The following is a 15609-nucleotide window of genomic DNA, read 5'->3' on the forward strand; positions in this document are numbered from 1 at the left end:
TCACCTGCTCCCATCAGCGACAGGTTTCACTTCGCCAATCACTTCGTTGCCATAATACACGCCAAAGTTTCCCAAACGGCTTTCTTCGGCGAACCTTTCCAACATGGTGCACATCGCAGGGTCCGCGACCCCCATCAAAGTCGACTCTGTCAACTCGGTAAAGACCCCCTTGGAGGGTGGGCCGTCAGAGGCTTTGCAGAGAAACGAAATGTGTTGGTGTTGGCGCGCTTTGTCCTCATAGACAGAGTATATAAATCCGGGCTCCGCGCTTGCGCCAGTGTCTGAGATCAACTGTTTCAGCGCTGCGCCCGTTCCCGATGATAAGTCATTGGTCATCGGAAGCGTAAGACGGCCCTGCGCATTGTCCAACAACAGAACTTTGCCATCTCGCTCAATCAAGGCGGACACCACCATATTGCTGCGCTTGCCCAACGCCTCCGCTTCGGCGGCAGGTGTCACATAAGCGCCGCGTGCATAGCCCAGCCCGGGCGCAACATTGTGGTCAAAGCCTTTGACCTCACCAATCAAAATAAGATGGTCCCCGGCATCAATGGTCTGGTGCATTGCGCAATCAAACCATGCCGATACATCGTCCAGAATGGGTGACCCGTGCGGCCCATCCTGCCAACCAACAGACGCAAAACGATCCTCGACAGGACGCGCAAACGTGTTGGACACATCAATTTGTGTCTCAGACAGAACATTGATCGCGAACTTTTCTGTGTTGGCAAACACATCAAAGTTGCTGGAAGTGTTTGCCAAACACACCAACACCAAGGGCGGGTCAAGCGACACGGACGCAAAGGAGTTGGCTGTAAAACCCACTGGCATGCCGCGGGTGTCCTGTGCCGTCACAACGGTAACGCCGGTCATAAATGCGCCAAATGCGGTGCGCAAAGCGCGTGGATCGGTCAACGTCTCGGGGTCAAATCTAATCATGCCACGTCGATCTCCTCAATTGGGGTTTGCAACCATTCTTCCAGCGCTGCGTTCACGATCTCGGGGGCCGTCAAATTCACCATATGACGATGGCCTTCAATGATGACCGCTCGCCCGTGCTGCGCAGCTTGCGCCATTGCATGGGCCATGGCAGGCGTTGAATTCGGATCATCTGCGCCGGTGAGCGCCAAGAACGGGCAGCGCAGCTGCGCGTACCCGTCTGCAAACGTTGCATCTCCGTGGGCAAACGCAGTATAGGCAGTGGCGTATCCCGCGAGGTTCACGTCAGACAACCACGTCGCCACACGGTCACGTGCCTTCCGTTCGGACTGTGTGTCACCAAACCAACGTTTGAGCGGTGTTTCCAGATCAAAGTCTCCGGTGCCGATCCGCTGTGCCCGTGTGATAACGGCCTCTCTTGCGGCTGCGTCACGGCGAAACACACCGTTCAAAAGCGCCACCCGCTCCACTCGGTGCGGATGACAAACCGCAAAGCCGCCAGAAATCAAAGCCCCCATGGAATGTCCCGCGATATTCACACGCTCCAGCCCCAGCGCCTCCAAAACGTCGCGCAACCAGTCGATGTACTCCGGCAACCTCGCGGTCTCAGGCAACGGGTCGCTTCCACCGTGGCCCGGCATGTCCAGCGCGATCACGTGTCGTTGCCGCGAAAGAGCCTGTACTTGGGGGTCCCATGACGCGGATTGCATGCCAACGCCGTGCACCAGAACCACGGGCGTCGTCGCGCAAATATGAGATCGCCCCGCCTCGCGATACGTCGTTGTGCCAAAGGCTCTAGACAGCTGCTGGGTTGTCGACATCATGCCCCAACTCCTCCAAATCCTGATACCGATCACCGATACGGTGATGCGGGCGTCCTCCAATCGAGGCCCCAAGCGCTATCATGATTTCGTCCGGACCCGGCGCATCAGCCACTTGCAGCTGTATCGTCAAATAGTGGCTGCGTCGGCCGCCATCGTTTTTGTCCATAAGCGGAATTTGCAGCGACGCATTGGCCGGACCACGCGTGTTGGTGAACGCCAAATACGATTTCGCGCCAACGGCGTTGCGATAGGCATTCCCAAAATGCAGCGTATGAATAAGCGCAGAGCCATGCTCCACTTCGCCGTTCACACCGACAATTGCGGCTTTGCCGTAAGCTTCGACTTTGTCTCCACCGCCGGTCGCGTCCAGAACCATATCGGTCAGCAGACGGCCCAGACCCGGCGCGCACTCCAAAATCGTGGGCTTTAGGTTTTCTACAAATCCCTGCCCCGCCCAAGGGTTTTTGATCACAGCCACCGCCGCAACCATTTTCAGGGGGCGCTCCGCAATCTTGGTGCCTTCAATAAGTGTGGTTTCGACGTGAAGCAGCGTCTTACGGATTTCTGCGGGCATCGAGCTTCTCCTGAACGATTCGACTTTCCGATATCATGGTATACCATACTACCATAAGTCAATCATACCTTGCTGCCACACCCAGATACTGCTAACGATCTAGGCATGAGCACACCAACCTTGGCAAAAATTGAACATCCCCCAGCGACCCTGCGTGACATGGTCCAAGAACGCATGCGCGAGGCGATCATCGAAGGCGTTTTCCATCCGGGACAAAGGCTTGTCGAGCGCCCGCTCTGTGACCAATTGGGTGTCAGCCGCACCGTGATCAGAGAAACCATTCGCTATCTAGAGGCCGAAGGGTTGGTGGAGATTCTACCCGGTCGTGGCCCAATCGTTGCCACCATCAGCCGCGATGAAGCGCGCCAAATCTATGACATCCGTCGTATGCTTGAAACGTCTGCTGCCGAAGACTGCGCCCGCAAAATCACGCCAGACCGGGCACGGTCGCTTGAGGCCGCGCTCAACCGTTTGAAGAAGGGTTTTGGCGACAAGACACCCGGTGCCCTGTTTCGCGCGACCTCCGATTTCTATTCTGAGATTTTCGAAGGCGCGGGCCACCACGTCGCATGGGACATCGTACAGCGCTTGAATGGCCGCATTAGTCGGCTGCGCATGATGACGCTCTCCTCAACACAACGGAAGCAACCTGGCATTTTTCATATGGAGGCCATCTGTTCGGCCATCATCTCGGGCAACGCCAAGGCGGCCAGACAGGCGGTCATCCACCATCTGGAAGACACCACAGCCATTGCCGAAAAGCTCCTCTCCGATGCAGACGAAGATACAAAAAATGACTAAACCCGCAAAAGCCTACTGGATCGCAAACGTCACAGTGACGGACCCCGAAGCCTATCAGGGATATCAAGCGCTCGCGCCAGAAGCCTTCGCCAAATATGGCGCGCGGTTCTTGGCACGCGGCGACGCCGAAACCCTTGAAGGAACCCAATGGCAACGGCGTGTCATTATCGAATTTGCCACCATGCAACAGGCCCAAGAGTGTTACAATTCGCCAGAGTACCGAGCAGCGCGCGCGCAGCGTGAGCAAGCCTGTATCGCCGACATTGCGCTGATCGAAGGCCTGTCCTAGACCAATCGAACCTTGATCACTTCGTCTTCCGCGCAAAGTGTGCAAAGTGCGGAGCCTATCGCCAAAGCTGGCGCCTCATCGAACTGAACCGACCAGCGCAGGCGACGCCTCCCTGCCCTTTGGTCAGATGAACCGCATGTCGAGTGTCGCCTTATTCCATTGATTTGGCTTTGGCTTGATTGGATCAAACGGGAACGGCGTGTGTTGCCCTTCCTGAAAACGGACCCGGCGACGCCCCTCGGCTTCAAGATCATTTACAGGACGCGTTTCATGGGCTCTGCCACCTTCATGGGCCACCAGATATTTCAATCCGCCAACAGAACGTCCAGCAACACGGTCATAAACATCAAAGACCAATGGCGCGTGGGCTGGGATCGTTGGATGCAGTGACGACCACGGCTGCCAGCTGCGGAACCGAATGCCGGCAACGTAGGTGTCTGGCGCGACTTGGCGCAGCGGCACCTCAACCTGATTGCAGGTGATCACAAACCGACTGGGCAGCTCGCCCTCCACCTTGAGCTCAACGCGCTCAAGCGAACTGTCGACATAGCGCGATGTACCGCCGCCCGTCGCCTCTTCGCCCAGAACAAGCCAAGGTTCGATCCCATTGCGCAACGTGAGTGTCAGCCCCTCCACCTCTGTGTGCCCAACCTTTCCGAAACGCATTTCATATTGCGCGTCATACCAATCGGAACGGAAAGCCATACCATGCGCGCCACTCAGATCGCCCAGAACCTCTTTGAAGTCGGCGTGACAATCATGCGGCAACAAGAATCGATCATGCAGCTCACTGCCCCAATGGATCAGCGGCTCCGTGTAGGGTTTCTCCCAGAACCAAGCCAACAGCCCCCGCATAACCAGCGATTGCGCCATGCTCATCTGCCAATGGGGCGGCATCTCAAAGCCGCGAAACTCCACCAGACCAAGCCGCCCAGTAGGACTGTCAGGGGAGAACATCTTATCAATGCATATCTCTGCCCGGTGCGTGTTTCCGGTCAAATCTGTCAACAAATGTCGCAGGATACGGTCCGCCAGCCAGGGGAAAACCTGTCCGTTGTCTTGTATCCGCGCAAGCTCGTTCAGCGCGATCTCCATTTCGTAAACTTTGTCAGGCAAACCTTCGTCAAAGCGTGGCGCTTGACTGGTTGGACCAATGAAGGTGCCCGAGAACAAATAGGAGAGCGACGGGTGTCGCTGCCAATATCGGACCACAGAGGCGACCATATCGGGACGCCGCAAAAAGGGGCTGTCAGCTGGGGTTGCACCGCCCACCACGATGTGGTTGCCGCCACCCGAGCCGGTCAACCGCCCATCGACCATGAACGTAAAACTGTCCAGCCCGCTTTGACGCGCCTCTTCATACAGAACTTCGTTGATCGCCTTTAGCTGCTTCCACCCGGTGGCCGGATGGATATTCACTTCGATCACACCCGGGTCCGGGGTCACGCGGATCACGTTGAAGTTGCCATCGTTTGGGGGCTCGTACCCCTCAATCCGAACCGGCAATTCCATGGCTGCCGCTGTTTCCTCAACCGCCTCTACAAGATCAAGATATTCGTCAGAAGATCCCGTTGGAGGCATAAAGACATGCAAGATTCCATCACGCGGTTCAACCGCCATCGCCGTCCGCACCGGCATGCCTTCGACCCAGAAACCGTGGTCGTTGGTCAGCCAATCATCTGAACTTTCAATGTCGCGCAGCCAGACATCTTCGCCAAAATCCTGCGCCGGGCCCGGTGCTGGCTTGACCCGAGATTGCCGGATGTGGCGCACAGGTGCGGGCGCTTGCATAGTGGGTTGCCCATACCCGGTCACACCGCCCGGACCATAACCCGGGCCGTAAAACGGTGTGTTCCAAAAGGTTTCGGTCTCCGCCTCGTCTTCAGCCTCAGGGCCCCGCCGCGGTGCCAGCTTGCGCTTACGCCGCAACATCGTGTCCCGGAAGTATTGTTTGAACTCTTCGGTCTTGTTCAGCGAGTCCAGCGGCAAGCGATATCCGGCAGGGCTGTCGCCGGGCAACAGGAACAACTTGTCCCGCCGGGTTCCCCACACATCTGACGCCCACCGGAATCGCCGTCTTGCACTTGCTTTTGCTTGGGCCAACTGAATGGGAATGACATAGCTGACAGGGTTTGACAGCCCGTTGTTGAGCATGCGCACCAACCGTGCGCGCTCTTGCGGATCTTCAAGCTTGTTGTCTTCAACGGTCACGTTGTCAGGCAACATCGCCTCTTTGCCCACAAAATGCATCGGATCTTCATAGATCGGGTGCGCAAAAGCTTCCTCACCCAGCTCCAATGCATCAACCAACTTTTCGGAAAACTCCTGCGCCGTTTCATATGTCGCTTTGCCGGTGTTTTCCTTCGCAAAAAGTTCGCTCTCTTGCCACAGCGGCAAACCATCTCCCCGCCATATCAGAGAGTACGCCCAGCGCGGTAAAGGCTCTCCGGGATACCACTTTCCCTGTCCGTGGTGCAGAACACCATGTGGCGCAAATCGGTCGCGCAATCGGCGCACAAGCGCGTCTGCGTGGGTGCGTTTGGTTGGGCCAACCGCCGCAGTGGTCCACTCATCACCATCCCGATCGATGGCAGAGACAAACGTCGGCTCCCCCCCCATCGTCAGGCGCATGTCCTGCGCTGCAATCTTTTTGTCGACGGCCTCCCCTGCGCGGTCGATTTCCGCCCACTGCTCAGGGCTAAGAGGCCGCGTCACACGCGGGGGCTCATCAACACGTTTCACCGACATGTCAAAACCAAACGTGACCTCAGCCATGTCATGTGCGCCGGAAATCGCCGCCGCCGTGACAGGTTCAGGGGTCGCCGCCAAGGGGATATGCCCTTCGCTGGCAAACAAACCCGACGTTGGGTCCATTCCGACCCAGCCCGCCCCCGGAAGATAAACCTCACACCAAGCGTGCAGATCGGTAAAATCAGTCTCTGGACCGGAGGGGCCTTCGATGGGTTTCTGATCCGCTGTCAGCTGAATCAAATAACCAGACACAAATCGCGCCGCATATCCGAACTCACGGAACAGCGCGACCATCAACCAAGCGGTATCGCGGCACGACCCAAGCGCTTTGCGGATGGTCACCGACGGGTTCTGCACACCGGGCTCCATGCGGATGGTATAGGCGATCTGATTGGCCAGAAACGTGTTCAACGCCACAAGCCAGTCATTGGTCATGCCTTTTTGTTCAGGTGCCTGCGCCGCGAATTCTTTAAACGCCGCCCCGCGCCCAACTTTGCGCAGATACGGGCGCAGGTCTTTTCTTTGCTCCGCAGAATAAGAAAAGGGCACTTGCGCACATTGCTCTTCAACGAAGAAATCAAATGGATTGATGGCGACAAGGTCCGCAACCAAATCCACTGTGACCGAGAATTTTCGCGTTGGTTTGTTAAAAACAATACGCGCGTGCCAATTGGCATAGGCATCCTGTTGCCAGTTTAGGAAATGATCTTCAGGTTCAATCCGCAACGAATAGCTTTTGATCGGTGTCCTGCTATGGGGGGCTGGACGCAGCCGCACCACATGGGGGGCAAGGGTGACCAAACGGTCGTATTCATAGGTGGTTCGATGGCTCAGAGCTACGCTTATTGACATTCAATCGCCGTCTTTTTTGGCAAACCCGTGAAAATCCGAGCTATGCCGCTTCGGGGCTGCCGAAATGGCAGTTACCACTTGTTTGAAGGATCAAAGTGAATACAGTCAACCTTATTATAGGCTTAGGGGTGGCGATGCCGAACGAGATTTTCAACGAGATGAAAAATGGGGCAGCCAATCGCCCTGAGTATCAAGTGGTTGTCGACTGGTTGGAAAGAAACGGCATTGAAGCGCTACAATCGCGCAGAGATGAAGCTGAGGCGCTGTTCCGCAGGATCGGAATTACCTTTGCCGTATATGGCGAGGGTGGCGACCCAGACAGGCTGATCCCCTTTGACATGATCCCGCGCATCTTTAATGCGCATGAATGGGAGAAGATCGAAAGCGGTTCAATCCAACGCGCCCGCGCTCTGAATTGTTTCATTGCAGATGTCTACGGGTCGCAAGACATCGTCAAAGCAGGGATTGTGCCCAAGGCCATGGTTGCCGAAAATCCCGCTTGGCTCGCACGAATGAACGGCTTTCGCCCACCGCGAGATGTCTGGGCGCATATTGTCGGTGTTGATCTGGTCCGTACTGGCCCCGATGAGTTTTTTGTCCTCGAAGACAATTGTCGCATACCCTCCGGCGTGTCCTACGTATTGCAGAACCGCGAAGTCATGTCCCGCATGTTCCCCGATCTGTTTCGAGATGGGAGAATTCGTCCGGTAGATGGCTATAGCGACATTCTTGCCGAAGCCATGAAATCCGTCGCGCCGCCAAATTGCGCAGGCGCACCCACGATGGCAATCCTGACACCAGGACAGTTCAACTCGGCCTATTTTGAGCACTCTTTTCTAGCCGATATGATGGGAATTGAACTGGTCGAAGGGCCCGATCTCTTGGTCGAAAACCAAAAAGTCTACATGCGAACGACCCATGGGTTCGAACAGGTGCATGTGATTTATCGCCGGATTGACGATGATTTTCTTGATCCCAAGGCCTTTCGCAAAGACAGCATGATTGGTGTTGCGGGCCTTATGGACGCGATGATGGCGGGCAATGTCACTTTGGTGAACATGCCGGGCACAGGCGTTGCCGACGACAAAGGTGTCTACATTTTTGTGCCGGAAATGATCCGGTTTTACCTCGGCGAAGAGCCGATCATTCCCAACGTGCAAACCTTCCGCTGTGATCAGCCTGACGACTTCGGCTACGTGATGGACAACCTTGCTGAGCTGGTGGTGAAAGAGGTGCAGGGATCGGGGGGCTATGGCATGTTGATCGGCCCAACGTCGACCAAAGCGGAGATCGCCGAGTTTGCCGAAAAGCTGAAAGCCGCCCCTTCAAATTACATTGCCCAACCCACGCTGTCGCTGTCCGCAGCGCCAGTGTTGACCGAAGAAGGGTTGGTCCCGCGCCACGTAGATCTGCGCCCGTTTGTGGTGTCAGGCGCCTCTACCCGTATGGTGCCCAGCGGCCTGAGCCGTGTTGCACTGCGCGAGGGCTCTCTCGTCGTCAATTCAAGCCAAGGTGGCGGTGTAAAAGACACTTGGGTCTTAAGCAAAGGAGCCAACTGATGCTCAGCCGGACCGCCGAGGGCCTTTTCTGGATGGGCCGCTACATCGAAAGAATGGAAAACGTCGCCCGTTTGCTGGACGCGGGTCGCCGCCTCGACAATCTGCCGCGAGACACGCCTGAAGCTCACAGCGAGTGGAGTTCAATTATTGTCGCCTCTGGCGCAACAAGCACCTTCCCATCGCCGCTAGATGAGGCAACAGCACAAACTGTCGCCGACCATCTGATCCGCGACATCGAAAACCCGTCCTCTATCTTGTCATGCATAGAGGCGGCTCGGACCAATGCCAAAGCCGTGCGCAATGCCATTACCGCCGAGGTCTGGGAAGCGATCAACGACACGCGCGCCCAATTGCGGGTTCATTTGGACCAAGAACACGACCGCAAGAATCTGGTCGATTTCCTGGATTGGGTGCGTATGCGCGGAGGACTCGCGCTTGGCAAAATCGAGAGCACAATGCTGCGTGATGACAGCTCCCAATTCACCAAACTTGGGAAATGGTTTGAACGGGCGGATGCGACGGCCCGCCTCTTGGATGTGAAATATCACGTGCTGCTGCCCGAAGCGACGGATGTGGGCGGTGGGCTCGACTATCTGCAGTGGGTGCAAATTTTGCGAGCCGCCAATTCTGCGGTTGCCTTCCGGCATCTGTACTCACGGGTTGTCGATCCGCAGGGTGTGGTGGATCTGTTGGTGCTCAACGACGTGAGCCCGCGTTCATTGGTGACGGCCCTGACCGAGATCCGTATTTCGCTTGAACGGCTGGCCTCACCGCTTGCTGTACAGCAAGAGTTGGTCAGGCAAGCTGTTGTGGCTGAGAACACGCTACGGGCGACCGAAAATCACGACATCTTCAACCAAGGCCTGCATACTTGGTTGACCGAGTTCATTGTCGCAACAAACGCGATGGCCCAGCAGACATCCTCCGCGTTTGGATTTGGGGGAGATACCCTTTCTTTTTCGCAAAACGAGACGCAATAGCGTCTCGGAACTGGCGCGCGGCGATGATAAAAGCACGCCAAGCGCTCACCGAATCTTGGCTGGGCTTGCAAAGGAAGTTTGAGGCCTGATGACCTACTGCGTCGCCATAAAAACCAACACCGGAATGGTTTTCTTATCTGACACCCGCACCAACGCAGGTGTCGACAACATCTCTAAGTACAAAAAAATGTTCACTTGGGAAGTTCCAGGCGATCGGGTCATCACATTGATGACCTCCGGAAATCTTGCAATCACTCAGGCGGTCGTGAGCCTCTTGCAGGAAAACATCGACAAACCTCAAGACGGCATCGACACGCTCTTGAATGCAGAGTCTATGTTCCGGGTGGCCGAAATTGTCGGGGACGCCATGCGCGTTATTCAAACGCGATACGGCACCAATCTTTCGCAAATGGGCGAAAGCACCATCTCCTCAATTATTGTGGGGGGCCAACGGATCGGCGGAACCATGCGCCTGTTCCATGTCTATTCTGCTGGCAATTTCATTGAGGCCGGAGAAGACACACCCTATTTCCAGATTGGCGAACACAAATACGGCAAACCGATTTTGGATCGCGTGATCAACATCGACTCCCCTGTCAATGTTTGCGTCACTGCCGCCCTTCTCTCAATGGACTCAACACTGCGCTCCAACCTGTCCGTTGGCATGCCTTTGGATCTCTCCGTGATTGCAGGTGACGAGCTGCGTTTTAGCCAAATAAGCCGGATCGAAGACAATGATCCAAACTATCTCGCGCTGTCAGAGGCGTGGTCCGGTGCGCTGCGCAACGCGTTCCACGACATGTTTCAGTTCACGTTCACCTAAGACATCAGAGTCCAAGGCGCCATCGCAATTGGACTCTAACAACAACGTACTCTCTTTGAGCTGACATCCACCGCCAACTCAAAGAGGATGACGTCTGATCACCGCCTGAAGGCCAAAACGGCCACAACAGCTGCGATCCCGGCCAAAATCAGAAAACTCTCTGCGCCGTGGGTGTGAAAATGCCCCTCTACATGGGCAAACGCCGGGGCGGCAAAGGCCAATGACGTGATGATGGAAAGACTCAGTTTCATGTCTCTATCTCCTGTTTTCGTTGGGCTAAGAAATCGCGCACGTCAAACGTGGATTTTTCATCCATCGAGACGTAAATCAGCGACATATTGGTGCGTTCCTGAACCATTTCACCCGGAAACGGCAGGTAACTAAGGTCACGTGATCCAAATGACGGAGACGCGGTGCCAACCTGCCAATCGGTTTTGAGTTCTACATCAATCAGTTTCAGTGCCTTGGCGCCGTCTTTGGATGGACGCTCAAATGGCACCCCCGCTAGCTTAAGATAGCTGGATTTGTCAGAGGCCTGCAGAAACCCTTCGATAAACTGGGTGGCCAAGACTTGGATATCAGCCGCCTCGTCGTGGTCATGCATATGGCTGTGCAGGTGGTCGCCATGCGCGTGGTTGTGACCATGCCCGTGGTGGGCATGGTCGTGGTGAGAATGACCACCGAAATGGTCGTGTGGGTGATCATGTGGCATTATTCGCCCACCTTGTGCGGTGTCGGATTGGACCAGCGCCGCCCCTCAAACTCTCCATGTGGCAAGGAAACCGGCTTATCGATGTGCCGCTTGTGCGCGCCAAGTTTGCCGTTTGACACCAAAGCGCCCAGCACATCAACAATCACCCGTGTTCCCATCAACGCCGTGATGTCTGAGGTGTCATAAGGTGGAGACACCTCAACCAGTTCCATGCCGCAAATGCCTTCGGCTGCGATGCCCGACGCCAACGCGAGGGCTTCACGGGGCAGGAACCCGCCGGGCTCAGGCCACCCGGTGCCGGGGACAAACCCACAGTCAATGCTGTCGATGTCAAATGACAGATACACCATGTCGACGTCTTTCCACGCCATTTCCAGCGCCATTTCGATGGTTTTGTCGATGCCCATCTTTTCCATGTCACCCATGGTGATGATGTTGGTGTTTCGCTCCCGCGCGACCTTGACCGCCTCGCGTGGCACCTGCCAGCCGCCGATGCCGATTTGCACAAGGTTTGTCGCAGGCACATTGGGCAGGTTTGTGGAATGGAACCACGGGGTGGTGTGCATCCGCTCATCAAGGTCTTTCTCTTGGATGTCCGCATGACGGTCAAAATGCACGATGCCAATCTTTTTAGAGGTGCATTCCGCAATGCCGCGCACACATGGGAACCCAATCGAGTGGTCCCCACCAATCATGATCGGCAACGACCCGGAGCTGAAAACATGGCTCACACCCCGGCTGATCTGATCAAAGCTCTTTTCAATGTTGGCTGGGATCGTAAAGACATCACCCGCGTCACAGAGGGTCATTTGTTCGCGCAGATCGACACCAAGCTCGTAGTTGTAAGGCGTGTAAAGCGCCGAGATTTTTCGCAACCCCTGAGGCCCAAACCGTGTGCCGGGGCGATAGGTCGTCCCCCCGTCAAACGGAATGCCCAGAACCGTGGCGTCATAATTGGCCACTTCCAAAACATCTTCAGCATAAGGCGCCTTTAGGAAAGTATTGATACCGGCAAAATGCGGCAACTCTCCGCGTGCAAATGTTGGGATCGATTTGTCTTCAATCGCATCTGCACCCGTGAGCCCCATACGCAGCGCCCAGCGACGCTCTTCATCATGGCGCCCCTCCGGGAGATCCGCTTCTTTCTGCATGGCTTTCCAGCCTGCCAATTTGGTCAGGTCCGGATGATGGTGCCGCTTGTCGCGAGCGTCTACGGCCCCCTGAACATCAACAGGGTGGTGAGAGCGGGAACGATCCCGATCATTCAGAAACATCAGTTTCCTCCTTCATTTGAAACGGGATACCCCCATCGCGGGCATCAAAGTCATAGGTGATGGTCGCGCCATACATGCCTGGGTCATGCGGGTCCCAGCGCGGCTTATCAAAGACCAGAACACGGTCCCCGAGTTTGAACCCTTCCTGCAGGTCATGCGTGACCATGAACACGGTCATGTTGGTCTCGTCACGCAGCTCCATAAGAAAATCATGCATTTGAATACGTGTGCCGGGGTCCAGCGCCCCAAACGGTTCATCCAAAAGCAATATGCGAGGGCGCGCAGACATGGCTTGGCCAATCGCCAACCGTTGCTGCATCCCTCCGGAAAGAGCGGCCGGAAATTGATCCGCAACATGGTTGAGCCCAATGCGTTCGAGCATCTCATCGGCGCGCGCTACGGCAACGCGCCGCTTTGTGCCAAACAGCTTTCCGAACGGTGTAACAAAGCCTTCCCCTGCAATTAGATTCTCTCGCACCGACAGATGCGGAAAGACAGAATACTTCTGGAACACCACACCACGTTCTTGATTGGGTTCTTTGGCAGGGGCGCCGCCGTCAATACGGATCTCCCCGCGCGAGGGTGTTTCCTCGGCCAACAGCATGCGCAAAAAGGTCGATTTTCCACAGCCGGACGCACCAACAATCGAGATGAATTCACCTTCAAGGATGTCGACATTGACCCGCTCGATGATCGAACGATTGTTGTATTTTTTCCAAACGTTGGACACAGAAACAAAGCTCATAGACCCGCCTCCATCCATGGAAAGGATTTGCGCGAAAGCGTCTTGAGCAGCCAATCAATCACAAAGGCCAAAGCGGTGATCCATATGACGTAGGTCAGGATCACGTCCATCGCCAGATACCGCCGCACAAGGAAGATGCGGTACCCAAGCCCCACATTGGAGGCCACCGCTTCTGCGGCAATCAAAAACAGCCAAGCAGAGCCAAGTGACAGTCTGATATTTGAGATCAGCCGCGGTAGAATTTGCGGCAACGCGACGCGCCAGGCAATCACCAGGCTTGAGGCACCAAGTGTCTGTGCTTTCACGATCTGCTCGCGCGGAATATCCAGAACCCGCTGCGACAGATCACGGGTCATAAAGGGCGTGATCCCGATCACAATCAACACAACCTTGGATGTCTCGCCCAATCCAAAAACGATGAACAAAATCGGCAATAAGGCAAGCGGCGGCACCATGGATAACACCGACACAAATCCAGACATAAAGGACCGAGCATAAGGAAAAAGACCAATTGCCAATCCAAGAGCCAACGAAATGGCCGCCGAAATCGAGACCCCACCAACCAACCTGGCCAAGCTGGCGAATGTGTCTTTCCACAGCAGAATGTCCTTTGAACGCCGGTCAGGCTCCGTGAACAGCCGCTCTGCTGTGCTCAAAATCGTCGAAGGCGCAGGCAACAGCTTGTCCTGTGGATTGGCGCTCAGCCGTATGTCTGATGCCACTGAGTAGGCGATCAAGACGGCAATGAACGGCAAGGCTGCCAAAAACAGGCCCCCGGCGCGGTTGGGAATATGATTGATCAGACGCATCGTAAAACCTCCGGTCTTGTGCCCGGATTTGAACCGGGCACATCCGTTGTTGAATTACAGCGCGCCGTCGGCGGCCATTTGCATGTAGGTGGTGTCAAAGCGGAATTTGACGTTGGATGCGTCTCCAGACGTCGCGCCGTCTGGGTAGGCAATGCCAACAAAATCCGCACTTGGGGCACCTTCGCCCAAGATGCCTTTGTCAAAAAGGAAATCAGCCACTTTGGTCATAGTTGCAGGCAGATCTGAAGCGCGCGCCTGCGCAACAGCATCCGCAGGTGAGAAGAACATCTCGGTGGCTTCCAGCTGGGCTTTGTAACCTGCCAAATCGGTTCCCGATGCCTCAGCCAAAGCCGTCAGCACCTCCTCATCACCTGCTGCCATCAACGACATGACCTCATACCACGCCCCGGCAACGGCTTTCCCAAATGCGGGATTGTCCGCCAGCGTTTCGGTGTTGACCACCATGAGGTCGAGGATCTCGCCGGGAATGTCAGAGCTGTCAAAAAGCGTGTTCGCGTCAGGGTTTGAGCCGGTGATCTCAGAGACCAACGGGTTCCATGTGACCACCGCTTCGACGTCTTTGGTGGCGTAGGCTGCAATCATATCCGCGTCAGATGTGTTGATCACACCGTCAAGGTCCGCTTCTTCCAAGCCCACAGTGTCCAGCGCACGCGCCAACAGATAGTGTGACACTGACAGCTCAACAAGATTCACAGGCTTGCCCTTGAGCGCCTCAATCCCCCCGTCACCTTTCAGTATGACCGCGTCGTTGCCATTGGAATAATCGCCCACAATCAAGGCGGTGGTATCCACGCCACCTCCCGACGGGATGGAAAGCGTGTCCATATTGGTTGCAGACACCCCATCAAAGGCACCAGCCGTGTATTGGTTGATCGATTCAACATAGTCATTGAACTGAACAATCTCGACATCGATGCCGTATTTGTCGGCCCATTTGTCCATGATGCCAGAATCCTCAAGATACCCCCAAGGCATCCAACCAACATAGATCGACCAAGCCAGCTTGAATTCGGTTTTCTCTTCAGCGGCCAATGGCGCAGCTGCGGCAGACAATACACCCAGAGCAAGGGCGGTTGCGGACATTAGTTTCGTAAGTTTCATGTCTTTCCCCGTTGTAGCGCTCCGCCGAAGCTTGTGTAGGTTCGCGGGCCGCTGGCGGAACAAAGAGAAGAGGCGCGGACGAAACCAGCGCAGTAGTCTCCCGGGATTTTGCCCCGCCGTGTGCCTTGCCGGATTTTGCCAACAAGGTGACGCTTCTCGGACCTGACCCGCAGATATTTGCGGCGGAACCCTAAGCGTCCTGCTCCACCATTGAACGGCCAACCTCTTGGACCAATCAACGATTTGCCCCCCTCGACCAACGAAACCGCCGCTCAGAGATTAAAAATTGGACTCAAATGACCCGATTTGATGAAAGCTTTGGCGCGGTTCTTCCTGAAATGCGATGTTGGCGCGCTCCGGTCAGACGCCACATTCCCAAATCTGCGGTGGCTCAATCCGCTCCGACGGCGCAAAATCAAGAGCAGCCAAGCGGGCACGCAAACAACGACGCTCCTGACAAAACATCCAGATACAGCGGCAACAACCCATGATCGCAGCCATCAGCACATACCAAACCCGGCGCCACGCGCACCAAACCAAAACACATCAAAAATG

The 15609-nt window shown here is 55.7% G+C and carries 15 protein-coding genes and 1 riboswitch; of the genes, 5 read left to right on the plus strand and 10 right to left on the minus strand.

The features are described from left to right. Genes ABWV47_RS07100 through ABWV47_RS07110 form a run of 3 tightly spaced genes read right to left on the minus strand, consistent with a single transcriptional unit; the run spans window position 1 to window position 2337 of the window. Window positions 1-939 carry a flavin reductase gene (locus ABWV47_RS07100; protein WP_353310122.1) on the minus strand — a complete coding sequence of 313 codons (939 nt, stop codon included), beginning with the start codon at window positions 937-939 and terminating at the stop codon, window positions 1-3. Beyond that, window positions 936-1763 carry an alpha/beta fold hydrolase gene (locus ABWV47_RS07105; protein ID WP_353310125.1) on the minus strand — a complete coding sequence of 276 codons (828 nt, stop codon included), beginning with the start codon at window positions 1761-1763 and terminating at the stop codon, window positions 936-938. The genes ABWV47_RS07100 and ABWV47_RS07105 overlap by 4 nt, the downstream gene beginning before the upstream one ends. Then, window positions 1735-2337, minus strand: a complete 603-nt coding sequence (locus ABWV47_RS07110; RefSeq protein WP_353310127.1) for an amino acid synthesis family protein — start codon at window positions 2335-2337, stop codon at window positions 1735-1737. The genes ABWV47_RS07105 and ABWV47_RS07110 overlap by 29 nt, the downstream gene beginning before the upstream one ends. Before the next feature lie 105 nt (window positions 2338-2442). On the opposite strand from ABWV47_RS07110, the gene ABWV47_RS07115 reads away from it, so the two are divergent. Together ABWV47_RS07115 and ABWV47_RS07120 are read left to right on the plus strand one after the other, a co-directional pair. Then, entirely contained in the window at window positions 2443-3138 is a 696-nt protein-coding gene (locus ABWV47_RS07115; protein ID WP_353310129.1) for a GntR family transcriptional regulator, read from the plus strand. Beyond that, complete coding sequence (locus tag ABWV47_RS07120) at window positions 3131-3427, plus strand: DUF1330 domain-containing protein (RefSeq protein WP_353310131.1); 297 nt, start codon at window positions 3131-3133, stop codon at window positions 3425-3427. The genes ABWV47_RS07115 and ABWV47_RS07120 overlap by 8 nt, the downstream gene beginning before the upstream one ends. Before the next feature lie 123 nt (window positions 3428-3550). Here the strand turns inward: ABWV47_RS07120 and ABWV47_RS07125 are convergent, their stop codons facing one another. Then, entirely contained in the window at window positions 3551-7030 is a 3480-nt protein-coding gene (locus tag ABWV47_RS07125; protein ID WP_353310134.1) for a transglutaminase family protein, read from the minus strand. 134 nt (window positions 7031-7164) lie between these two features. Between ABWV47_RS07125 and ABWV47_RS07130 the strand changes: the two genes are divergently transcribed. From ABWV47_RS07130 to ABWV47_RS07140, 3 genes are all read left to right on the plus strand, one after another. After that, window positions 7165-8589, plus strand: coding sequence for a circularly permuted type 2 ATP-grasp protein (locus tag ABWV47_RS07130; RefSeq protein ID WP_353310136.1), 1425 nt, complete (start codon window positions 7165-7167; stop codon window positions 8587-8589). After that, window positions 8589-9569 carry an alpha-E domain-containing protein gene (locus ABWV47_RS07135; RefSeq protein WP_353310138.1) on the plus strand — a complete coding sequence of 327 codons (981 nt, stop codon included), beginning with the start codon at window positions 8589-8591 and terminating at the stop codon, window positions 9567-9569. Before ABWV47_RS07130 ends, ABWV47_RS07135 begins: the two co-directional genes overlap by 1 nt. A gap of 88 nt (window positions 9570-9657) precedes the next feature. Further along, window positions 9658-10392: a proteasome-type protease gene (locus tag ABWV47_RS07140; protein ID WP_353310141.1), complete on the plus strand. Its 735-nt coding sequence runs from the start codon at window positions 9658-9660 to the stop codon at window positions 10390-10392. A 98-nt stretch (window positions 10393-10490) separates the two neighbouring features. Here the strand turns inward: ABWV47_RS07140 and ABWV47_RS07145 are convergent, their stop codons facing one another. Genes ABWV47_RS07145 through ABWV47_RS07170 form a run of 6 tightly spaced genes read right to left on the minus strand, consistent with a single transcriptional unit; the run spans window position 10491 to window position 15054 of the window. Further along, window positions 10491-10643 (minus strand): hypothetical protein, encoded by a 153-nt coding sequence (locus ABWV47_RS07145; protein WP_353310144.1) that lies wholly within the window; start codon window positions 10641-10643, stop codon window positions 10491-10493. Then, on the minus strand, window positions 10640-11104 hold the full coding sequence (locus ABWV47_RS07150) for a hypothetical protein (protein WP_353310146.1): 465 nt from the start codon (window positions 11102-11104) through the stop codon (window positions 10640-10642). The genes ABWV47_RS07145 and ABWV47_RS07150 overlap by 4 nt, the downstream gene beginning before the upstream one ends. Further along, a complete protein-coding gene (locus tag ABWV47_RS07155) occupies window positions 11104-12378 on the minus strand; it encodes an agmatinase family protein (protein WP_353310149.1) in 1275 nt (424 codons plus the stop codon). The genes ABWV47_RS07150 and ABWV47_RS07155 overlap by 1 nt, the downstream gene beginning before the upstream one ends. After that, entirely contained in the window at window positions 12365-13123 is a 759-nt protein-coding gene (locus tag ABWV47_RS07160; RefSeq protein ID WP_353310151.1) for an ATP-binding cassette domain-containing protein, read from the minus strand. The genes ABWV47_RS07155 and ABWV47_RS07160 overlap by 14 nt, the downstream gene beginning before the upstream one ends. Next, complete coding sequence (locus ABWV47_RS07165) at window positions 13120-13932, minus strand: ABC transporter permease (RefSeq protein ID WP_353310154.1); 813 nt, start codon at window positions 13930-13932, stop codon at window positions 13120-13122. Before ABWV47_RS07165 ends, ABWV47_RS07160 begins: the two co-directional genes overlap by 4 nt. A 54-nt stretch (window positions 13933-13986) precedes the next feature. After that, on the minus strand, window positions 13987-15054 hold the full coding sequence (locus tag ABWV47_RS07170) for a putative urea ABC transporter substrate-binding protein (protein ID WP_353310156.1): 1068 nt from the start codon (window positions 15052-15054) through the stop codon (window positions 13987-13989). Between the two features lie 95 nt (window positions 15055-15149). Next, a riboswitch (guanidine-I (ykkC/yxkD leader) is annotated at window positions 15150-15259 on the minus strand. Window positions 15260-15609: the final 350 nt, after the last annotated feature.

The organism is Shimia sp. NS0008-38b (assembly GCF_040370365.1).
Classification (GTDB): Bacteria; Pseudomonadota; Alphaproteobacteria; order Rhodobacterales; family Rhodobacteraceae; genus Shimia.